The sequence below is a fragment of the Bacillus sp. S10(2024) genome (assembly GCF_050473865.1).
In the GTDB taxonomy this organism is placed as follows: Bacteria; Bacillota; Bacilli; order Bacillales; family Bacillaceae_G; genus Bacillus_A.
Genome location: NZ_JBFLUR010000002.1, coordinates 4086373 through 4107251 on the forward strand (window position 1 = coordinate 4086373; position 20879 = coordinate 4107251).

Consider the following 20879-nt stretch of genomic DNA (forward strand, 5'->3'; position numbering starts at 1 on the left):
AAGAACGTGAATAACAGAACGAAGGAAATCTTTAACTATTTGCTTTTTGGCGGTTTAACGACGCTGGTTAATATTGTTATGTATTATGTTTGTGCAACTTTGGCTGGCATGGATTACAAAGTTGCTACGACAATCGCATGGATTGTATCTGTGTTGTTTGCATATTTTACAAATAAAAAGTACGTATTTAAAAGTCAACCAACAAGCTTTGCCCATGCAATGAAAGAATTTTTCTATTTTATGGGATTTCGCGTTTTATCGTACTTCATCGATCTCTTCTCCATGATTGCATTAATCGAATGGTTAGGTATCAATGATTTAGTATCTAAAATTATCGCGAATGTTATTGTTGTAGTTGTTAATTATTTTGCAAGCAAATATATAATTTTTAAAAAGAAGGTCGAAGTGAAACAAGGCCAAAATGCATAAAAAACAAATAGCTTGGCTTGTGCCGGCTATTGTTTTTTTATACATATATTTTCGAACTAGAAATGATATGGAGGAGTATAATGCAACAACTGTTAGATTTATTTAAGAAGAAGAAATTTTTATATGCATTAGCTTTCTTCCTTCCGTTTTCTATTTATGGTGTAATGTTTATACTGATTGGTATTGCTCCATTTGGAGAAAAATCAATTCTTGTTACTGATTTGCACACACAGTATGTACAGTTTTACACATATTTATATGATGTTATAAAAAATGGGAAAAGCATTTTTTATAGTTGGGAAGGCGGAATGGGACTAAATTTTCTTGGTGTATTTGCCTACTATTTAGCAAGCCCGTTTTCTATTTTAATTCTCTTTTTTGACCGTGCTCATATTCCAGAAGCAATTATGGTTATAACATTATTGAAAGTTGGATTAGCTGGTGTGACAATGACGCATTATTTAAGTCATATGATGAAGCGTCGTGAGATTACAATCGCATTATTCTCAACTTTTTATGCATTAATGTCATTTGTAACAGTGTATTCTTTCTGTGTTATGTGGTTGGATGCAATTTATTTATTGCCACTCATTATGTTTGGAATTGAGAAATTGTTGACGACTAAAAAATTCGGATTGTTTATTTTTAGTTTATCTCTTACGTTTATTACAAATTTCTATATTTCTTATATGGTAGGAATCTTTACATTTATTTACTTTGTGGCGCGTTTCTGTGTCCTGTATGACGTCCGTAATGTAAAGCAATTTATGCAAAAGTTTGTATGGTTCTGTATTGGAACAGGTTTAGCAGCTGGAATGGCAGCATTTATCATACTGCCGACGTATATGGACTTAAAGAGCAACTTTGCAGAGCGTACGAAACTGCCATTTTCTACAGCGTTTAATTTTGACCCATTTGATTTTTATAGTCGTTTCTTTAATGGAATTACCGATACAACGGTTAATGGAATGCCAAACGTGTATGCTGGTGTATTAACACTCTTACTTGTTCCATTATTCTTTGTAACAAAGAAAATCTCATTAAAAGAAAAAATTATATACGGGGCTGTAATGCTCTTTATCGTTCTTTCGTTTGAAATACCATTTTTAAATATTGCTTGGCATGGCTTTGAACCGCCAACAAATTTCCCATATCGTTATTCGTTTGTATTGTCATTTTTACTGATTTATGTGGCTGTTCGAACGTTTATGATCTTTGGAGAAGAATTATTACCAGCATTGAAAAAGGTTGTTTTCTTTAACCTATTTATGATTGTTTTACTTGGAAAAGTAGCACCTTCTTATATGCAATCCAACAAAATGATGGCAAACATCTTTTTCATTGTTGTCTATGCGCTGTTACTATACGCAAAAGTTCGAGTGAAAAAGAACAAAGCATTGGTATCTTTCGCATTAGTAGTTGTAGTTGGATTAGATGTTGCACTTAACACAGTATATATGATTAAGTTAATGGGCTATGAGTATGGCTACATTAATCGCCAAGAATATGCATCTCCATATCCGAGATATGAAGAAACAATTCAAAAAGTGGCTGAAAAAGATAAAGGGCTCTATCGCATGGAAACGACAATGGGAAGAACTTGGAATGACGCAATGCGCTTTGGGTATAAAGGACTTACTCATTTCAATTCTGTTGCGAATGGACACTTGAATTTGTATATGCAAGATTTAGGTTACGGTTATTTGGACGCGTTAATTTTGCAAAATGGCAAAGGAATTGTTTCAACTGATGCCTTATTTGGTATGAAGTATATGATTTCGGATCGTCCATTAAATAAATATGGTTTTGACAAAGTTGACAGTGTCGGAGATATTTCCGTATACGAGAATAAAAATGCTCTTCCGTTTGGATATATGGTCAATAAAGATGAGTTTGATACAAAAGGCAAAGAGAAATTAAAGGTTCAAAAAACGAATTATACAAACTCATTTGAAGAGCAAAATAAACTGATTGGCAAGTTAAATGGACAAACTGTTAGTTATTATAAGCCGCTTGAACCAATTTCTGTTCAATATAATAACTTGGCAGTAGCAGATGATGCAGAAAAAAGTAAAAAGCAACTTGCTGCAGAGAAGAAAAAAGCAGCTCTTACAAACCAAAAAACAATTCAGTTAGTTAGACAACAAGAGGATAAGACAGCGAGCATTAAATATGTGTTTGACGTTAAAGGAAAACAACAGTTATATACAAAATTACGTGTGGAACCAACTGGTGTAACAAAGGTTTACGTAAATGGAAAAACATTAGGTAAAACAATCGGTGAGGGACCAGACAGCGACGTGTCTGATTATCCATCTTATTATTGGAACAATGGTATACTTGATCTAGGCTCCTTTGAAAATGAAAAAGTAGAAGTAGAAGTGAAGGTAAAACGCCAATCTGTTGAATTAGATCAACAGTTGTTCTATGGACTCGACATAGATACATTTGAACAACGTGTAGATGAATTAAAACAACAACCATTGAACATCACAAACTACACTGGTCGCAGCATTCAAGGAAAGATTGATGTAAAACAAGATAATCTTCTTTTCTTATCTATCCCATATGATAAAGGATGGAAAGTAACAGTTGACGGAAAAGATGGGAAAGTACTGAAATTAAATGATGCATTTCTTGGTGTAGAACTACCAAAAGGAACACATACAATTGAATTGAAGTATACATCCCCTGGATTTGTAGTAGGGGTCATCGTTTCTGTTATTAGCTTACTGGCAGCGGTTGTTCTTTGTTTGATCGTGCCAAAGAAGAGGAAGTAATGTGAAAGAGAATCCTTTCTAAGCAGGGGTAGCAGAACCTGTTTAGGGAGGATTTTTATATGTTCATTTATGTGAAAAAAGGCAAGTATACAAAAAAATGAAACGGGAGCATAAAATAATGAAACAATTAAGAGGGTTGTATGGGGTTTTGTTCTTTTTCATTCCATTCGGGATACTGCTTTTAAGTTATGCTATATTTGGTATGTATCCGTTTGGAAAATATTCAGTATTAATTAGTGATTTAAGCACGCAATATGTTCAATTTTATTCTTATTTACATAGTGTATTTACAGAAGGAAAGAGTTTACAATATACAATGGAGTTAGGCGGGGGAATTAACTTTATTGGAACATTTGCTTATTATTTATCAAGTCCGTTTTCTATTCTTCTTTACTTCTTTAATAAAGCAAACCTTCCGGAATTTATTTTTCTGATTACTCTTTTAAAAGTAGGGTTTGCAGGAGTAACATGCGGCTTGTTTTTACGTTATGTGATAGGTAAAGAGCATAAAGGGTTGTTATTGTTTTCAACAGCTTATGCATTATCAGGCTTTGTTATGGCCTATTCGTTTCATGTCATGTGGCTAGATGGGATTGTATTTCTACCTGTCGTTTTAATGGGAGTTGAAAAACTTTTACGAGATAAAAAGATTATTTTCTTTACGTTTTCGTTAGCAATTATGTTTATCGCAAATTTCTACATTTCCTTTATGTTTGGGATTTTTACATTCCTTTATTTTATAATTCGACTCTTTACACAATATGAGTTCCGGGCCATAAAAACGTGGGGGAAATATTTTCTTCTTTTCTGTCTCGGAACGGGATTAGCTGCTGGCATAGGAGCGGTGATTATTCTTCCAACTCTTGAAGCGTTAAAGAGTAACCCATATAGTATCGGTTCAACGGAGTTCAAATTAGAATGGAAGCTGGATTTACTTCTTTTCTATTGGAAGTTATTATCTGGTGGGTATGATTCGAGTTTATTTGGTATTCCGAATGTATATGCATCTATATTAGTACTCGTATTATTACCTTTATACTTTGTAAATAAAGGAATTAATAAACGAGAAAAGTGCTTATCCATAGCTGTATTTTTGTTCTTAATTTGTAGTTTTGCAATTCCATTTTTAAATTTAGCTTGGCATGGAAATAAGTGGCCAAATGCATACCCATATCGTTTTGCGTTTGTCTTTGTAATGTTAGTTGTTTTTATGGCAGCGAGAGTATTTCAACATATCAGTCGAAAAGATGTATTGCCATTATGGATTAGTTATATTATTCATTTGATTTTATTGTATGCATTGTCAGTGAAACATTATGAAGTAGTTCATAGTAAGACACTGATCATAAATGCTATCCTTATTACGTTTATCGTGGTCGTATTGCATATTCGCATGATGAAACCATCATTAACAAAAATAACGACAGGATTATTACTTCTATGTTTAATATGCGATATAGGTTTTAATACAAGAAAATATATTCATGGACTACATAGAGAAATGGCTTATACAAAGCGTGATGAGTACGAATTGAACCAAACTGCGAAACAAGCTATTCAATATGTAAATGAAATGAATACAGAGCGTTATCACGTAAGTACTAAATATTCCCGAACACTAAATGATTCCTTACAATATGATTATCCATCTTTCCAAACATTTAACTCGATGGCAAATGGATCATTTCATCGCTTTTTAAAGCTAACGGGCTATTCAACGTCTCCAGACCTTTTAGTAGCCAATAACCATGGGGACACGTTGCTCATGGATGCGATTTTAAAAATTGGGTATAAAATTGAAGACGGTAGCGTACCGAAATATGGGCATGAAAAAATAAATCAATTTGGCTTTGCTAATGTGTTTAAGGTTAACAATATGATTCCATTTGGTTATCCGATCGAACATATACCTTCTAAAGATGAAGAAAATCCATTTGTTTTCCAAGAAAAATTGATTAATATAAAAGAAGGAACGCTATTTAAAAAGCTAGAAGATCCAAAGATTTCATTGGAAAATATGGCGGCTGTTTCAGGACAAGAAGGAAAATATGAACGAGTTAATAAGGAAAAACCGGGATATATTACGGTTCAAGTAAATATACCGAAAGAAGTTCAATTATACGGATTAGCTACTGGGATTGAAAACTGGAAAGAAATTATGGTGAATGAAAAGTATCCATGTTATTTACCACCAGATATCGAAAAAACGTTAATTGATTTTGGATATTTTCCGACAAATGGGATTACAACGATGAAGATCAAAGTTGAACAGGAAGATATCTTTTCATTAAAAGGTTTACAGTTCTATGGATTAGATATAGACAAATTTAATGAGACAATAAAAGCATTACAAAAAAGTAGTATGAAGGTTACGGAAAACTCGGGAAAAATGGTTAAGGGAAATGTTGCATTGAAGAAGGACGCTACATTTGTCTTCCCAATTCCTTATGATGCTGGCTGGTCAGTTACAATCGACGGGAAAGAGCAGCCTACAACAGCAGTTGTGGATGGGTTGTTAGGAGTGAAAGCAACAGCTGGTAATCATGACGTTGTGCTTTCTTATCATTCTCCGGGATTAAAACTTGGTATGATTATTTCTGGCGTCAGCATCATCCTTACTATATTGTTTACGATTGTACAGGTAAGAAAGTTACGAAAGAAATAGTATAAGAAAAAAGCTACTGAATTCTCAGTAGCTTTTTTTCGTAGCATGCTGTATATACCCGGCTGTTAAAAAGAAATACATCATAAATGAAGCATTTTCTAATATGTTATAAAAAGCGCTTCCAATAATCGCTCCAACTATTAAATATAAAGTAAGAGGAGCAAACGGTGCTTTTCTCCTATATTTCCAAAGAATAGAAAGGAATCCAAATGTAAATCCTGCACATAAGAGAACGCCAATGATACCTGTTTCAGCGAGTATTTGAATGTATTGATTGTCAGAATAAAAATTCCATGTAATCTCGTATTTTTCGTAAATAGGTGATGAAAAAGTTTGCGTAGCAGCATCCCCAAATGTACCTAGTCCATAGCCAGTAATCGGCTTATCTTGAAAGATTTCAACTGCTTTTTTTACGTAGTAAATGCGTCCGTCTTGTTTACTAAGTTCAACTGTGTCTTCTGATAATGCTTCTGTAAATCGTTTTACACCTACTTGCTCTCCCTCTAAATAGTTTGTCATTTTTGAGATGCATGTTGCACATAGGAAGGACAAAAGGGAGATGACTAGCAATGATCTCCAAATTGGAATCTTTCGGTGGATACATAGATAGATAAGCATAAAGACGATAACTGTCAGAAATGCACCGCGTGAATACGTGAGCCATAATGTTGTGGCAATAAGCGTAAGCCCTGTATATGTGACATATTTCATTTTCCCTGATACGTGTTGAAGAACGTATAAAGAAATGAGAAAAGCTAACGTCAAATATAAAGCTAATTCATTTGGACCGCCGGCCATGCCGTATATCCGAATTTTATTTGTCGGAGCGAGGACAAGAGCTTTCCAAGCCTCTGGCAAAACAAGAGTGCGCAGTGATAGTTTTTCAATTAAACCTTGTACAGACATAATGCTAGACGCGATAAAGGTAATCTTCGCAAAAAATACGATATCATCATGCTGAACAGTGATACGAGAAACAATATAGTATAAAAAATAAAATAGAAGCAGTGTGTGTAATTGCATAGCGATTGCAATGAATGAAACGCCGTTTAATAGACCGATTCCAGCACCAAACAAGCAGAAAAGAAAATATAATACTTCAAAGTACCGGAATGAAAAAAGCTTTGAAATATTATTGCGATATTGTAATAATAGACGAAATAAGAGCGCAATGATGATAAATAGACCGATAAACTTTAGCCCAGGGTTAAAAGCAACGAGAAAAGGGCGCATCGGAATAAATAGTAATAAATAAGCAATACCGAGCTTTTCATCTCGAAAAGCAGCACATGCTAGTACGAAAGAAATGAAGAGCCCGGTATAAGTTGATGAAAACAGTAATCCCAATAGAATGAAGAAGATACTTGCCCATATATAGTAGAAGCGAGTTGAATGTGTCATATATATTCTCCTTTAACATGATGATGGTATGCGATAAATTGTTGTAACTTCTTTCACCATTTTTGAGAAAGTGAAGTTTTGTAAATAATGTTCGCGTCCGCACTCTGCTAAGGAATGATATAATTTTTCATCTTGTAATAATTGAGCTAAGGAAGCAGCTAATGTTTCTTCCGATCCAAACGGTATTAATAGTCCTGACTGATTATGAACAATTACTTCTGGCAAGCCACCGACATTTGTTGCAATCACAGGTTTTTTCATAGCAATTGCTTCGATAGCGACATAGGATAATCCTTCATTTTCTGATGGAATCACAATAATATCATGTTCTGTATACTCTTTTATAATATCGTCTTGAAATCCTTTTAATGATACATGCTCGCCTAGTGATAACTCTTGAATCATAGTTGATAATTCTTTTTTTAATGGCCCTTCACCGATAATATCGCAGTGCCACCTTAAAGATGGGTGCAGAGCTTTTAGTTTTTGCAAGCTTGTTAATAAGAACGGCTGTCCTTTTTCTCTGCTTAGCCTCCCGATCACAGCAATTTTTTTCGGCCCAGGCTGAGAAAGAGGAACATCTGTATATGGATCTGCAACGCCGTTATAAATAACATGTATCTTATTTTCTGGTACGCCCTTTTGGCATAGTTGCTGCTTCATAAATTGAGAGATGCAAATGATGGCATCATTATAGCGAGTAAAAAAGGAATTGCTACACTTTAGGTGAAATGGCATCGGCACATTTACGTGATACGTCCAAATGACCCGCACAGGGGCACCTAATAGTTTAGCTAAAATCGCAATATAGTTTTCGCGTAAAAATTGCGCATGAACAATATCGATGTTTTCTTTTTTTATAATCTTCTTTAATTGCATAGCAGCTTGTATATCAAAAGGATGACGCATGTTAATGCGGTACATCGGTACGTTTAATTGTTCAAACTTTTTTAAGAAAGGACCAGGGATAGAATATACAAGGATACAGTGCTCTGGACCGATAGATTCGATTAAATCTAGAACGTATTTTTCTGATCCTCCATCCCCGATATAATTTAAAAGGTACATAATTTTATTCATTTATATCCTTCCTTCTACCTAAAAATAGCGATAGCAATTGTTGTAGCTCCTTTATCTTTAATGTGTAAGTGACGAGTAAGTAAACGATGGCACCAATTGCTATTGCTAATAAGATAAGCAACTTTGTATCATGTAAGAAATGAAGCAGCAGTTTGGAAGTATACAAACTTACAAAAGATGCAACAGTACATTTGAGTAAAAAGCCACCGTAGCGCAAGTTCACCTGTTCTTTCTCTTTCATGAATTTTTGGAGCATCCATAATAGCATAAGTACAGTGCTCGCCGATGCTATTGAAGTGGAAAGAGCTGCACCAGCTAAACCAATCTGGTTAACAAGTATAATACATAATATAACATTTATAATCATGGAAATAATTGATGCATACATAATGTATCGATTCAGCTTCAAAGAAAAAAGCAAGCGATCAAGTAAGTCCTTTAATGGCTGCATGAGGGCAGCCAACGCGTAAAATTGTAACGCGGTTGCTGTCATTATTATAGAATCTTTCCCAAATGCCCCATAGTTATAAATCACTTTGACAATTTCCTCTGTAAAAAAGGTGAAATAAATAAAGACAGGAATAAATAAATATAACAGCACCTTTATATTTGTTTCCATTAATTTTGCGAAGTCTTTCCAATTTGATTGAGTTGCGTACCCAACAAATTTAGGATACATAACAGTTAAGACTGGAGCAGCAATTAACCCAAGCGGAATAAAGTATAGCTTTTGGGAATAATTAAGCGCCGCAATAGATCCTTCATTTAATCCAGAGACTAGTGTACGATCAACAAGTAGATTAATTTGAACAGACGTACTTGTAATAAAAGCAGGGATGCTCAAATTAATCATCGTCTTTAAAGAAGGGTCTTTAAAGTCGATTATAAATTGATAACGATATCCTTCCCTCTTGGAAGCGACATAAACGAGTATATTTTGTACGATGTTTCCGACAATAACACCTAGTGCAAGTGCATAAATTCCAATCCATTGTACAAGAGCCACAAAAATAATAAGTGTAATTCCGTTTAATACAACCCATTGCATACTTGTAATGCGAAATTTATGTAAGCTGTTTAAATAAGCATTAAAAATATCGATCATGAATGTACAAAACACGGTCGGGAAAATAATTTGTATTAAGTAAGCTGATAACAAAGCTGTTTGCTCTGGGAGCCCGTGCGCAAATAGTGAAATGAAGAAGCGGGGCTGCAATTCAATGAGCAAAAGCGGAATCAAAAAAATAAGTAGAACAATGTTTAAAAAGTTATTCATGAATCGATATGCTTTAACCGGATCTTTTCCCTTTAACTCCATAAAGATAGGAATGAAAGAAAAGGCGAAAGCCCCTGTGATACCGGTAAAAACAATCGTAGGTATATTTAAAGCGACAACATATGCATCAACCGCATAGTTTGTACCGAAATAAGCTCCAAGTGTTACTTCTTTTGCGAATCCAAGTAGTTTTCCTAAAGCTGTCCCAAGTGTAAAAAATAGTGTTACAATGAGAAATTTTTTTGTCTTGTCTTGAGAGGCTTCCCTACTCATTTTTAATCAAATCCTTACTTTAATTTAATTCTTTTTCAAGCATAATTTATTTGTATGTAAAAATCAAATATATATCTTAGTAATAGCCATGAAAAAGAGGATATCATCCAATAGGAGAATATCCTCTTTAGCTCGTAATAAAAGACAATAATGATTTCCACAAACAATGGAAGTTTCACTTTATCCCGCTATTCGTGGGCAGTAAGGGCTGAAAAAGAGCAGGGAAGAAAACTAACTACCCGTAAAAGCCCGATTGGTTCAACTAACCATCAGTGAGAAAAGCGTCACTGATGGAAGTTTCACTTTATGAAGCGAAGCGACTATTTTGATAGGCAGAACGGCGAACCGCATAGTATATACGGGGGGCAATAACTGCACCAATGACTGTAAAGATAATATCTTTTACCGCAAACCACATCATAATTTTCCAAGCAGCTACATAGCTAATGTGACCACCCATCCAGGTATTGATAGCTAAGTACATATAAGTTGTTCCAATGACATAGGTAAGGATGATTCCAACAGTTGAAGCTGTAGCGAACGTCCCGAATTTTGGGTTTTTCACTTGCTCAACAATCTTTCCTGTTACATAAGCAACGATAATGAAAGCAATAATAAATCCACCAGTTGGGCTTAATAGTTGACTAAATCCAGCTTTAAATCCAGCAAATATAGGTGCTCCGGCAATTCCAACTAATGTATAAACGATCATAGATAAGGCCCCAAGGCGGCTTCCAAGAAGAAGGCCAGCTAAAATAGCAAAAAATGGCTGCATAGAAAGTGGAACACCTGCAACTTGTAGAAATGGTGCCCAAGATGTAATATTGGCGCCAATCGCCATAAGTGCGACAAACATCGCGGCGAAAGCTAAGTCTAATGCACGAAGCTTATTCATATTGTCAACCTCCTGTTGTTATTTGGTTAACAATATGGTACTGAATCTGCCTAGGCATTGTCAATTAAAATATTTTGGTATTTCGGTTTTAACACTTCTCGAAGTAGCGTATAAGGAATACGGAATTGTGGGATGCCACTGACGTAAGGTGCAATTTCATACAATGGGAAATAAATCATTAAATTGTCTTGTTCTAAAACATATTTGAGTTTTTTTTCATTTATTATTTTCTCGGCAGCGTCTGGAAAGAAATTCTCCTTATTGTGTTCAATTTGTCTAATGATTTCGGTCTTAATGATGTTTTCATATTGACTATCTTTTTGAAATAAATCTGCTAAGTGAAGCGGTTTGTTCTGCTGAACATCGAACGTATTTGCTTTCCATTCATACATACCATGAGCACCGCCTGTGTATTGATAATAGTTTACATACAGACTGAGTAATGGGAATGTATTGAATCCAATTTTGTAGTCAACATTTGCAACATATGGATGAAACGGAGCATCGGTTTCTTTGAATTGTTCATAATATGTTTTTGCCTCTTTTTCTAATTTCCGTTTAAACTGATTTATGCTTTTTTCATAATACGTATTCACTTTCTTTTGAAATTGCTTGTCTAGAATGTTACGAAATTGTGGGTAATTGAGTTGATATTCAAAATAAGGTTTCTTACCTTTTTTTGTTTCAGTATGCACTTCAATTGTAATGTTAGATGTTTGGGCACTTATTGTTTCTTTTGGTACAATAGCAATTGAGAAGAAAGAAAGTAACATGATATATAATAGTTTCTTCATATAATATACCTCCATGTATTATAGACTTACTAATAGTTTGAAAAGAAATAGATTTTATTATGCATTTTATGGGAATTCGAAAGGGGACAGCCATATGCCTAAAACATTAATGGAAGCGTTAGGTATTGAATTATTAGAAATGACAGAGGAAAAAGTTGTGGCGACGATGCCGGTACATGGAAGCACGCATCAACCATTTGGTTTTTTACACGGAGGGGCTTCTGTCGCTTTAGCAGAAACAGTTGCTAGTGTCGGTACATATAATTTAATTGATCAAGAGAAATATATTTGTTTTGGTCTTGAAATTAATGCAAATCATTTGTTGTCTAAACGAGACGGCATAGTTACAGCGATTGGAACACCGCTTCACAAAGGAAAGACGACGATGGTATGGGACATTCGAATTATTGATGAAGAAAATAATTTAATTTGTATTTCAAGATGTACAATTGCTGTGAAAGCGAAAAGATAAATAAGAAGAGAGATGGACTATTCGCGTGTCCAATCGCCGATAAATGCTCGACTTCCGCCGATATATCGGTGAGCACGGAAAAAGGACTGCTTCAAGCAGTCCTTTTTCCATTAGAATTGAATTTTCTTTTCTAAGAAGCCTTTTAATTCGCTAATTGGCATACGTACTTGTTCCATTGTGTCACGGTCACGTACTGTTACTGCTTTGTCTTCAACAGAATCAAAGTCATATGTGATACAGAATGGTGTACCGATTTCGTCTTGGCGGCGGTAACGTTTACCGATAGAGCCTGTTTCGTCGAAGTCTACCATAAAGTCTTTTGCAAGTTCTGTGAACACTTCCGCAGCACCTTCAGATAGCTTTTTAGAAAGCGGCAGGATAGCTGCTTTAAATGGTGCTAATGCTGGGTGGAAACGAAGAACTGTACGAGAATCGTTTTCTAATTGTTCCTCTTCGTATGCATCACATAAGAATGCTAACGTTACGCGATCTGCTCCAAGAGATGGCTCGATACAGTATGGTACATAACGCTCATTCGTTTGTGGATCTACATAGTTAAAGTCTTCAGTAGAATGTTCCATATGACGGTTTAAGTCAAAGTCAGTACGAGATGCAATACCCCAAAGCTCGCCCCAGCCAAATGGGAATTTAAATTCGATATCAGTTGTTGCGTTACTGTAGTGAGATAATTCTTCTTCACCATGGTCACGAAGGCGCATGCTTTCTTCGTTCATACCAAGCGAAAGAAGCCAGTTTTTACAAGTGTTGCGCCAGAATGTGAACCATTCTAAATCGTCGCCAGGCTTGCAGAAGAATTCAAGTTCCATTTGTTCGAACTCACGCGTACGGAATGTAAAGTTACCAGGCGTAATTTCGTTACGGAAGCTTTTACCGATTTGGCCGATACCAAATGGAAGCTTTTTACGCATAGAGCGCTGTACGTTTTTGAAGTTTACGAAAATACCTTGTGCAGTTTCAGGACGAAGGAAAATTTCGTTTGTGCTAGATTCTGTAACGCCTTGGAATGTTTTGAACATTAAGTTGAACTGACGAATTTCAGTGAAGTCTTCACTGCCGCAATCTGGGCATTTTACTTCGTGTTCTTTCATTAATCCAGCCATTTGATCGAAAGTAAGACCATCAACGATCATTTCGATACCTTTTGCTTCTAATGCATCTTCAATTAATTTATCAGCACGATGGCGTGCTTTACATTTTTTACAGTCGATCATTGGATCGTTGAAGTTTCCAACGTGTCCAGATGCTATCCAAGTTTTTGGGTTCATTAAAATTGCTGCATCTAAACCCACGTTATACGGAGATTCTTGAATGAATTTTTTCCACCAAGCTTTTTTGACGTTGTTTTTTAATTCGATACCGAGTGGACCGTAGTCCCAAGTATTTGCAAGACCGCCGTAAATTTCAGAACCAGGGAAAACAAAACCACGATGCTTTGCTAAGTTTACGATTTGCTCCATTGAAGCCATTTTCAATTCCTCCTTAAAAGATAACGTATTGGCGATGAAAGATAGTGGAGTACTTGGAGAAGCGATTAGGTGAACGAGCCGCTTCCACTTTTCGTGTATCCAGCTCCGGCTCCTAGCCCCTTGCGTCTAAGAACCTTGCCCGCGAGAAGATAAAAAGCATCTTCTGTGGGCAAGAACCTTATCCGACGGGGCTAAACAGTCGCCTCCGCTTTTCAATAGATCCAGCTCCAGCGGCTAGAATATTCGGTGGCTTCGCTTCTTCCGCCGAGGCAAAGAGCGCCTCTATGTCAGAAGCTCCATCCTCCTCATATTCTGAGCAAGCCGCTTTCGCTTTTCAATAGATCCAGCTCCAGCGGCTAGAATATTCGGTGGCTTCGCTTCTTCCGCCGAGGCAAAGAGCGCCTCTATGTCAGAAGCTCCATCCTCCTCATATTCTGAGCAAGCCGCTTTCGCTTTTCAATAGATCCAGCTCCAGCGGCTAGAATATTCGGTGGCTTCGCTTCTTCCGCCGAGGCAAAGAGCGCCTCTATGTCAGAAGCTCCATCCCCCTCATATTCTGAGCAAGCCGCTTTCGCTTTTCAATAGATCCAGCTCCAGCGGCTAGAATATTCGGTGGCTTCGCTTCTTCCGCCGAGGCAAAGAGCGCCTCTATGTCAGAAGCTCCATCCCCCTCGTATTCTGAGCAAGCCGCTTTCGCTTTTCAATAGATCCAGCTCCAGCGGCTAGAATATTCGGTGGCTTCGCTTCTTCCGCCGAGGCAAAGAGCGCCTCTATGTCAGAAGCTCCATCCCCCTCGTATTCTGAGCAAGCCGCTTTCGCTTTTCAATAGATCCAGCTCCAGCGGCTAGAATATTCGGTGGCTTCGCTTCTTCCGCCGAGGCAAAGAGCGCCTCTATGTCAGAAGCTCCATCCCCCTCGTATTCTGAGCAAGCCGCTTTCGCTTTTCAATAAAAAAAACGCTCATCCCAAGGCTTATTTGCCTAGGGACGAGCGTTTGCCCGCGGTTCCACCCTAGTTGACACACAAAGGTGTATGTCCACTTTATATTGTATTGCTCGGGACTGCCGTTTCCTTGCAGTTTCAGGCTTACACCATCCCTGAATCGCTTCTTCTTTGCAAGTACTTATTTGTCCTTCATCGCTACCATATTTAAAAAATAGATGACCATATTCTATCATGTTCTTTTCTAATTCACAATAGAGAGCGTGTGTTTAGGTTAGTATATGCAGTGTCTGTTATGTAGTATAGCCCAAAACTTACTCTGCAAATACATTTTTAATATGTTTAGTAGCTTCACGTTTACTAAGTGGTGCGAGCTCATGCGTTTGGACGAATTCCCATACAGCTTGAGGATTTGTTTTTGCGTATTCACGAAGTGCCCAGCCGATAGCTTTTTGAATGAAAAATTCTTTAGAGTGACTTAGCTGTTTGATTAATGAGAAGAGAAGCTTCGTATTTGTTTTTTCTTTATACTTGAGCTGAAATAACAGGCATGTTCTTTGGAGCCACATATTGTTAGAGGCCATCCACTTTTGCATATACGGTTCGATTAAATGTAGATGTGCTTCTAAAATAAGGCCGACAAAATGACTTGCGAGCATATCCACGGAATCCCACCATGATTTTGTTGTGATGAGCTCTTCTAAAAGTGGGATATGTGTTTCAGCTAAATGTTTTCGATATTTATCCAATAGCGTTAAAGCAACCATTTGAAATTCTCGTTCTGGCAGTGCCCAAAGTTCGCGAATAATTACGGGAAGATCTGCTGCTTTCGGTGCTTCATTGTTTTTCAGTACTTCACGAACCAATTGCTTACGCTCTGGTGTTTGAATGCCAAGAAAGGGAAAGTGGTTTTTCATATAACGTTCCATTGGTTCTGCTTTTTCACGGTTTCGATGTGCTTCAAAGTGTTCTTGTATGCTTACGGTAAAAGGATGCATAAGGCTCACTCCACATTCATATTTTTCAATTTAAGTGTAGCATAGATAAAGTGAAACTTTAATCAGTGGGGGGATTTTCATCCCCCACTGATTATCAGCCCTCACCAATCGGGCGCATGCCAGCAGTTTATCTCCCACCTAACTTCTTAAGAAAAGCGGAAGTGGCTCGTTCAGAATCGCAGGACGTTGGAGCACCCGACAAAGAGGTGCTCTTGGCCTCGTCCGAGGGGACGAAACGACCGGAGATTCTAGCCGCTAGAGCTGGACAATGCTTTTGCTGAATTTTGAGGTGGGAGTATTACTGCCCACGAATAGCGGGATAAAAAATTTTATATTCACTTCTTAATACTTTTCGTAATGAATATATAGAAAAAGAATGGAACTAAGATAGAAGGGGGTATTAAAATGGATGACCAAATTGTAATAGACGGTGTATCAAGTGATGGGATTATTGCTGGATTTTTAGCGTTAGGACTTATTTTTATTATCATTGCTTTAATTTGGGCAGTGGCTGCTTATTTGTTAACAGCATTTGCTCTATATAACATGGCAAAAGCGGATGAGCGCGAAGATTCTTTCTTTGCATTTATCCCATTTTTAAACTCTAAAATATGGGGAGATTTAATTGGGAAGAAATTACCACAGTTTATGCAACCGCAATCAGGCTGGAAACTATTCGGTGTATATGTAGCTTGTTTTATTATGAGATGGATTCCGTTTTTAGGATTCATATCTTCACTTTTCTTATTGGTGGTAGGGGTTTATATCGTATATTTGTTATTGGAAAGATATACAACAAATGCAGTACTATATACGGTTTTACACGTGATTACATTTTTTATTTTTCTTCCGATTCATTTATTTGTAATTCGAAACAATGAACCGAGATATTGAAAGAACGAAAAAACGGAAGGGGGCTCCCCCTTCCGTTTTTTCGTTACATTAAGTAACGTAAATAAATATAAATGTTTGAAATGATTAATGAAACAATTGTGATTGGGAAGCCGACTTTTAAGAATTCCATATAGCTGAAGCCATGTCCTTCGCGGTTTGCGATACCTGCAACAATTACGTTTGCAGATGCCCCGATTAATGTTCCGTTTCCGCCTAAACAAGCACCGAGTGCTAATGCCCACCAAAGTACATCAACTTGTGCATCGGATGGTGTTAAGCCAAGTCCAACTGCCATATCGTTAATAAGTGGAATCATTGTTGCAACGAATGGGATGTTATCAATCGTTGCAGAAGCGATACCGGATACCCATAAAATAAGTACAGAAGCAAAGGAAATGTCACCGCCAGTTATGTTTAACACTTGTTGTGCTAACGACTTAATTAAACCGATATCAATAAGACCGCCAACGAGAACGAATAAACCAGCAAAGAAGAAAATCGTAACCCATTCTACATGCGCAAACACATCTTCAATTTCATGTTCTTTTACGCCGATTAACATTAATACAGTTGCTCCTGTTAAGGCGATAACTGCTGCATCAATGTGGAAAATAGAGTGCGTCATAAAGCCGAAAATTGTCAGACCAAGTACTGTTAACGATTTTTTCATCAGCACTGGATCTTTAATATATTGCTTTTCATTTAAACTCATTAATTTTTTAATTTGAATCGGGTCAGCTACCAATTGCTTTCTGTATATGAAGTACAACATAACCGCTGTTACAGCGATAATGATAATTACAATTGGAGCTAAGTTCACTAAAAAGGCATTAAAGTCTAAATGTTTATTTGATGAGCCAATCATAATGTTTGGTGGGTCACCAATAAGTGTAGCTGTTCCGCCGATATTCGAGAAAATAATTTCTGATAGTAAATATGGAACAGGATTAACTTGTAAAATACGTGTGATAGATAGTGTAACTGGTACAACGAGAAGAACAGTTGTTACGTTGTCTAAAAAGGCAGAACCAACTGCAGTTAGTAAGGAAAGAACAATTAAAATGCGAATTGGATTTCCTTTTGCTTTCTTAGCGGATTTAATCGCAACGTACTGAAAGACTCCCGATTTACTTGTAATGTTAACTAAAATCATCATACCGATAAGTAAGGTAATCGTTCCCCATTCAATATGCTTTGTAAAAGCGTTATGTAAATCAACAACGCCAACAATGACCATTAAGGCTGCACCGAGCAGCGCGATGACAGCGCGATTAATTTTTTCAGAAATGATAATGGCATATGTAATTAAAAAGACCACAATTGCAAAGTAGTATTGCCAGTTTGCAATTTCTTGTGTTGTTTCGTGCAAAAATCTCATCTCCTCTCAGTAGTTTTTCTTATTATTTGATACAACTGTGAAATAAACACAATTAAAGTCATTATAAAGTAGAAAAATATATGGTGTAAATGAAAGCCTCTGTTTTGTCATATTTTCTGCAAAAATGAATTAAGCTATTTTCTTGTTTTTGAAAATATTTGCTGCTATTTGACATATATATAAGATACATCTTATGGAATGTATGAAGTGAAATTTTCATTTGGATTTGGTCTCTACATTAAAGCTTGTAAATTCAAAAGTATTCGTCGTTATTTGTTATGGTATACTGGATGAATATGGAAAAGTTTATCGCGTATTAACCATCAGTGGGGGATGAAAAATGCCCCACTGATGGAAGTTTCACTTTATAAGGAAGGGATCGTATGGATGAACAACAACTTTTATTTTTAGATTTTGAGTTCACGATGCCTCAAAATCGCAAAAAACCAAAAGGATTTTTTCCAGAAATTATTGAAGTAGGAATTGTCTCGGTTGTGAATCATGTTGTAGTTGATACGTATTCTTCTTATGTAAAACCAGAAACTTTTTCGGTATTAACAGAGCGGTGCAAAACCTTTTTAGGAATTCAGCAAGAAGCGGTGGAAAATGGGATTTCATTTGCAATGCTTGTTGAACGACTAGCAAACTATGAAAAACGCTGCAATACAACAGTTGTGACCTGGGGGAATATGGATATGAAAGTGCTGAAGCAGAATTGCGAAGCAGCTAATATTCCATATCCATTTGCAGGACAATGTCGAGATTTATCATTAGAGTATAAACGTTTTTTTGGAGAGCGAAACCAAACCGGATTATGGAAAGCGATTGAAGCGTACGGAAAGGTTGGGACAGGTAAGCATCATTGTGCGTTAGATGATGCGATGACGACATATAATATTTTTAAACTTGTTGAGAAAGATAAGCAATATTTAGTGAAACCAGCTCCTCCGACACTTGGTGAGCTTGTAGACTTTTCAAAAGTATTAAAAAGAGTGAGTGCACAATAACGACCAAATTACAATTTTAATTGTAGTTTGGTCGTTTTGTTGTTTTTACAAATGATAATCATGTTGTAATTGTTCTAGCATTTGTAAGCTGCGCTGTGCGAATGGGCTACCGTCTTCTTGTAATTGCGCTATTTGTTCTGTTAATGCTTTTTGCAGTGATTCTTTATAATCGGGTACATCGCCTTCATAATGTTTCACCATTGCCTGCGGGATATTCGTTTGTTCGCTAAATGCTAAGGCACGGCGTTCATGGAAAAAAGGTACGTCAGCTTGTTTTACATTATGTAGGTCGCCTTGCATAGGATGTTTCACAACAGCGAGCACTTTTACAAGATAATGCTGCGGACGAACGTTTGTAATTTCTCCAATGTACTTACCTGTTTTATAAATACCTGTTACAATATCGCCGATTTGGAATGTTTCATTCATATTTTTCACCTCTTTTTCATAGTAAGCAATGGAAGAGAAGGAGTCAAAGAAGAAGGGAAGTTTTATTTGGACTGAATTTTCTGTATAATTGATTATGGTAAGGAAATGAACAAAGGAGTGGATAATTATGATGCCTTTATACTTTCCGGAAGACAAGACAGAATATATTATACCTGCCATAGTATGTGTACTATTTATAATCGGGGCAATTGCAACGTGGCGTATGTTTATTAAATCATCAGAACGAGAAGCAGAAAATTTGAAAGAGATGGAAAAACGGATTATGGAAAAGCGGTAAAGATTAGCTGAATGAATCGGGTGATTAGGTACGTCTTTTTTTCGAGACAGGATAAGCTGTTTTTGTATGTTTCCTTCTAGGCTCGGACAATATAAGAGCAGAATGAGTTTGGAGGGAATACCGATGAAAAAGCAACTCGTATTGGGGTGTTTTGCAGCGATCCTCTTTGCTGGATGTGCGAAAGAGAACCCGAAAGAAATAGATGTGAAGCTGTATAATGCTTCTGGAGATAAAGTAGGAATGGCGAAGGTTATTGAGCAATCAAGTGGAGTAAAGATTTCGATTAAAGTAGAAGGGCTTACACCGGGTGTACATGGATTACATATTCATGAAGTAGGGCAATGCCAAGCACCAGACTTTACTTCTGCCGGGAATCATTTTAATCCAAATAAAAAGAAGCATGGGTTATTACATCCAAAGGGATTTGAAAATGGAGATTTACCGAATGTGATTGCGGATGGCGAAGGGAAGATTAAGGTGGATATTACGGCACCGCAAGTGGCTTTAAAAGAAGGGAAAACAACGATGAATAGAAAAGACGGTGCATCGCTTATTATTACAGAAAATGCAGACGATGGGATGACACAACCAGCTGGAAATTCGGGGAAACGAATTGTATGCGGTGTAATTGTGAAAAAGGCTTCGGATCAAAAAAAGGAAAAAGAAAAGTAAAGAAAACCGAACGTTAGAAAGGCCGCCTAGAAAAAATTATGGCGGCCTTTCTATATTTTGATGACATAAGTAGAAAAGGAAATATATGATAAGTGTGCACAGTCTTTAAGTTTGTTTTTTCAGTTGATATATGATTGGGATTATCTTTAGGAAAATTATCCAGAAAAACCTTTATAATAGAATATGTATATAAACAAAAGGGGGAAATTCTATGAAATTGTTACGTTCACTGCTTATTCTTACGCTTGTTGTATTGTTAAGCGCATGTAATGGCAATGTAGCAACAAAAGTTACAAAGGTTCAAAATAACGGAGAAACTACTTTGGAAATTGGCTCTCTGCAAGGTTCTCACGAGGTGCAAACGATTAAAGTTGAAAATGGAAATGTGGAAATTCCTTATGAAGCGTCCGTTGAAGAAGGTACAATTTTATTCCAAGTCATAAAAGGTGATAAGGTTATTCAGGAAGAAGAAATCACTTCCCAAAAAGAAGGTCTGCTTTCTTTTGAAGCACCGAAACCTGGATCATATGAATTGAGTGTATGTGTGAAGGGTGAAAAAGAGAAAGCAAAAGGAATTCGGATACATACAAAGCTATGAAAAAACGGCAAGCGAATGCTACTCGCTTGCCATTTTTTACAGATGATTACATCTTCTATACGTAAACTTTTGTCATATGCCAATGTTGGTTTTAAATAAAGCTTAACTGTT

At 36.6% G+C, this 20879-nt stretch carries 18 protein-coding genes; 9 read left to right on the top strand and 9 right to left on the bottom strand.

What is annotated here, in order from left to right; all coding sequences use genetic code 11:
• Positions 1–6: 6 nt before the first annotated feature.
• The 3 genes from AB1280_RS20715 (at position 7) to AB1280_RS20725 (ending at position 5874) form a co-directional block, all read left to right on the top strand.
• Positions 7–429: a GtrA family protein gene (locus AB1280_RS20715; RefSeq protein ID WP_272191423.1), complete on the top strand. Its 423-nt coding sequence runs from the start codon at positions 7–9 to the stop codon at positions 427–429.
• An 80-nt stretch (positions 430–509) separates the two neighbouring features.
• On the top strand, positions 510–3209 hold the full coding sequence (locus tag AB1280_RS20720; RefSeq protein ID WP_429756848.1) for a YfhO family protein: 2700 nt from the start codon (positions 510–512) through the stop codon (positions 3207–3209).
• A gap of 118 nt (positions 3210–3327) precedes the next feature.
• Positions 3328–5874, top strand: coding sequence for a YfhO family protein (locus AB1280_RS20725; protein ID WP_272191421.1), 2547 nt, complete (start codon positions 3328–3330; stop codon positions 5872–5874).
• A gap of 24 nt (positions 5875–5898) precedes the next feature.
• Here AB1280_RS20725 and AB1280_RS20730 read toward each other — a convergent pair whose 3' ends face one another.
• From AB1280_RS20730 to AB1280_RS20750, 5 genes are all read right to left on the bottom strand, one after another.
• Positions 5899–7275 carry an O-antigen ligase family protein gene (locus AB1280_RS20730; RefSeq protein ID WP_429756849.1) on the bottom strand — a complete coding sequence of 459 codons (1377 nt, stop codon included), beginning with the start codon at positions 7273–7275 and terminating at the stop codon, positions 5899–5901.
• A gap of 12 nt (positions 7276–7287) precedes the next feature.
• A complete protein-coding gene (locus tag AB1280_RS20735; protein WP_272191419.1) occupies positions 7288–8355 on the bottom strand; it encodes a glycosyltransferase in 1068 nt (355 codons plus the stop codon).
• Positions 8348–9904, bottom strand: a complete 1557-nt coding sequence (gene murJ, locus AB1280_RS20740; RefSeq protein ID WP_429756850.1) for a murein biosynthesis integral membrane protein MurJ — start codon at positions 9902–9904, stop codon at positions 8348–8350. Before murJ ends, AB1280_RS20735 begins: the two co-directional genes overlap by 8 nt.
• Before the next feature lie 304 nt (positions 9905–10208).
• On the bottom strand, positions 10209–10799 hold the full coding sequence (locus tag AB1280_RS20745; protein ID WP_429756851.1) for a biotin transporter BioY: 591 nt from the start codon (positions 10797–10799) through the stop codon (positions 10209–10211).
• A 50-nt stretch (positions 10800–10849) separates the two neighbouring features.
• Positions 10850–11593 carry a DUF3298 and DUF4163 domain-containing protein gene (locus AB1280_RS20750; protein WP_429756852.1) on the bottom strand — a complete coding sequence of 248 codons (744 nt, stop codon included), beginning with the start codon at positions 11591–11593 and terminating at the stop codon, positions 10850–10852.
• Between the two features lie 94 nt (positions 11594–11687).
• Here AB1280_RS20750 and AB1280_RS20755 point away from each other — a divergent pair, with 94 nt between their 5' ends.
• Positions 11688–12065 (top strand): hotdog fold thioesterase, encoded by a 378-nt coding sequence (locus tag AB1280_RS20755; RefSeq protein ID WP_272191415.1) that lies wholly within the window; start codon positions 11688–11690, stop codon positions 12063–12065.
• Between the two features lie 110 nt (positions 12066–12175).
• Here AB1280_RS20755 and AB1280_RS20760 read toward each other — a convergent pair whose 3' ends face one another.
• Together AB1280_RS20760 and AB1280_RS20765 are read right to left on the bottom strand one after the other, a co-directional pair.
• Complete coding sequence (locus tag AB1280_RS20760; protein ID WP_272191414.1) at positions 12176–13552, bottom strand: glycine--tRNA ligase; 1377 nt, start codon at positions 13550–13552, stop codon at positions 12176–12178.
• Between the two features lie 1256 nt (positions 13553–14808).
• The gene (locus tag AB1280_RS20765; RefSeq protein WP_429756853.1) at positions 14809–15492 is read right to left on the bottom strand and encodes a DNA alkylation repair protein; all 684 of its coding nucleotides are present in this window, start codon (positions 15490–15492) and stop codon (positions 14809–14811) included.
• 405 nt (positions 15493–15897) lie between these two features.
• Here AB1280_RS20765 and AB1280_RS20770 point away from each other — a divergent pair, with 405 nt between their 5' ends.
• Entirely contained in the window at positions 15898–16386 is a 489-nt protein-coding gene (locus tag AB1280_RS20770) for a hypothetical protein (RefSeq protein ID WP_272191411.1), read from the top strand.
• Between the two features lie 43 nt (positions 16387–16429).
• Here the strand turns inward: AB1280_RS20770 and AB1280_RS20775 are convergent, their stop codons facing one another.
• The gene (locus tag AB1280_RS20775; RefSeq protein WP_429756854.1) at positions 16430–17755 is read right to left on the bottom strand and encodes an ArsB/NhaD family transporter; all 1326 of its coding nucleotides are present in this window, start codon (positions 17753–17755) and stop codon (positions 16430–16432) included.
• Between the two features lie 392 nt (positions 17756–18147).
• Here AB1280_RS20775 and kapD point away from each other — a divergent pair, with 392 nt between their 5' ends.
• Positions 18148–18771, top strand: a complete 624-nt coding sequence (kapD, locus tag AB1280_RS20780) for a 3'-5' exonuclease KapD (RefSeq protein WP_429756855.1) — start codon at positions 18148–18150, stop codon at positions 18769–18771.
• Positions 18772–18816: 45 nt separating this feature from the next.
• Here kapD and AB1280_RS20785 read toward each other — a convergent pair whose 3' ends face one another.
• Positions 18817–19200, bottom strand: a complete 384-nt coding sequence (locus tag AB1280_RS20785) for a kinase-associated lipoprotein B (protein WP_429756856.1) — start codon at positions 19198–19200, stop codon at positions 18817–18819.
• Between the two features lie 127 nt (positions 19201–19327).
• Between AB1280_RS20785 and AB1280_RS20790 the strand changes: the two genes are divergently transcribed.
• The 3 genes from AB1280_RS20790 to AB1280_RS20800 all read left to right on the top strand — a co-directional run bounded on the left by AB1280_RS20790 (position 19328) and on the right by AB1280_RS20800 (position 20768).
• A complete protein-coding gene (locus AB1280_RS20790) occupies positions 19328–19498 on the top strand; it encodes a hypothetical protein (protein ID WP_170857753.1) in 171 nt (56 codons plus the stop codon).
• A 123-nt stretch (positions 19499–19621) separates the two neighbouring features.
• Positions 19622–20170: a superoxide dismutase family protein gene (locus AB1280_RS20795; RefSeq protein ID WP_429756857.1), complete on the top strand. Its 549-nt coding sequence runs from the start codon at positions 19622–19624 to the stop codon at positions 20168–20170.
• A 211-nt stretch (positions 20171–20381) separates the two neighbouring features.
• On the top strand, positions 20382–20768 hold the full coding sequence (locus AB1280_RS20800) for a hypothetical protein (RefSeq protein ID WP_272191405.1): 387 nt from the start codon (positions 20382–20384) through the stop codon (positions 20766–20768).
• The last annotated feature ends 111 nt before the right edge of the window (positions 20769–20879 follow it).

Bases quoted from the DNA above. Each gene is read 5' to 3' on its own strand.
- AB1280_RS20790 (WP_170857753.1), top strand. From the start codon at position 19,328: ATGATGCCTTTATACTTTCCGGAAGACAAGACAGAATATATTATACCT.
- AB1280_RS20800 (WP_272191405.1), top strand. From the start codon at position 20,382: ATGAAATTGTTACGTTCACTGCTTATTCTTACGCTTGTTGTATTGTTA.
- AB1280_RS20755 (WP_272191415.1), top strand. From the start codon at position 11,688: ATGCCTAAAACATTAATGGAAGCGTTAGGTATTGAATTATTAGAAATG.
- AB1280_RS20760 (WP_272191414.1), bottom strand. From the start codon at position 13,552: ATGGCTTCAATGGAGCAAATCGTAAACTTAGCAAAGCATCGTGGTTTT.
- AB1280_RS20795 (WP_429756857.1), top strand. From the start codon at position 19,622: ATGAAAAAGCAACTCGTATTGGGGTGTTTTGCAGCGATCCTCTTTGCT.
- AB1280_RS20720 (WP_429756848.1), top strand. From the start codon at position 510: ATGCAACAACTGTTAGATTTATTTAAGAAGAAGAAATTTTTATATGCA.
- AB1280_RS20745 (WP_429756851.1), bottom strand. From the start codon at position 10,799: ATGAATAAGCTTCGTGCATTAGACTTAGCTTTCGCCGCGATGTTTGTC.
- AB1280_RS20785 (WP_429756856.1), bottom strand. From the start codon at position 19,200: ATGAATGAAACATTCCAAATCGGCGATATTGTAACAGGTATTTATAAA.
- AB1280_RS20770 (WP_272191411.1), top strand. From the start codon at position 15,898: ATGGATGACCAAATTGTAATAGACGGTGTATCAAGTGATGGGATTATT.
- murJ (WP_429756850.1), bottom strand. From the start codon at position 9,904: ATGAGTAGGGAAGCCTCTCAAGACAAGACAAAAAAATTTCTCATTGTA.
- AB1280_RS20725 (WP_272191421.1), top strand. From the start codon at position 3,328: ATGAAACAATTAAGAGGGTTGTATGGGGTTTTGTTCTTTTTCATTCCA.
- AB1280_RS20730 (WP_429756849.1), bottom strand. From the start codon at position 7,275: ATGACACATTCAACTCGCTTCTACTATATATGGGCAAGTATCTTCTTC.
- kapD (WP_429756855.1), top strand. From the start codon at position 18,148: ATGGATGAACAACAACTTTTATTTTTAGATTTTGAGTTCACGATGCCT.
- AB1280_RS20735 (WP_272191419.1), bottom strand. From the start codon at position 8,355: ATGAATAAAATTATGTACCTTTTAAATTATATCGGGGATGGAGGATCA.
- AB1280_RS20765 (WP_429756853.1), bottom strand. From the start codon at position 15,492: ATGCATCCTTTTACCGTAAGCATACAAGAACACTTTGAAGCACATCGA.
- AB1280_RS20750 (WP_429756852.1), bottom strand. From the start codon at position 11,593: ATGAAGAAACTATTATATATCATGTTACTTTCTTTCTTCTCAATTGCT.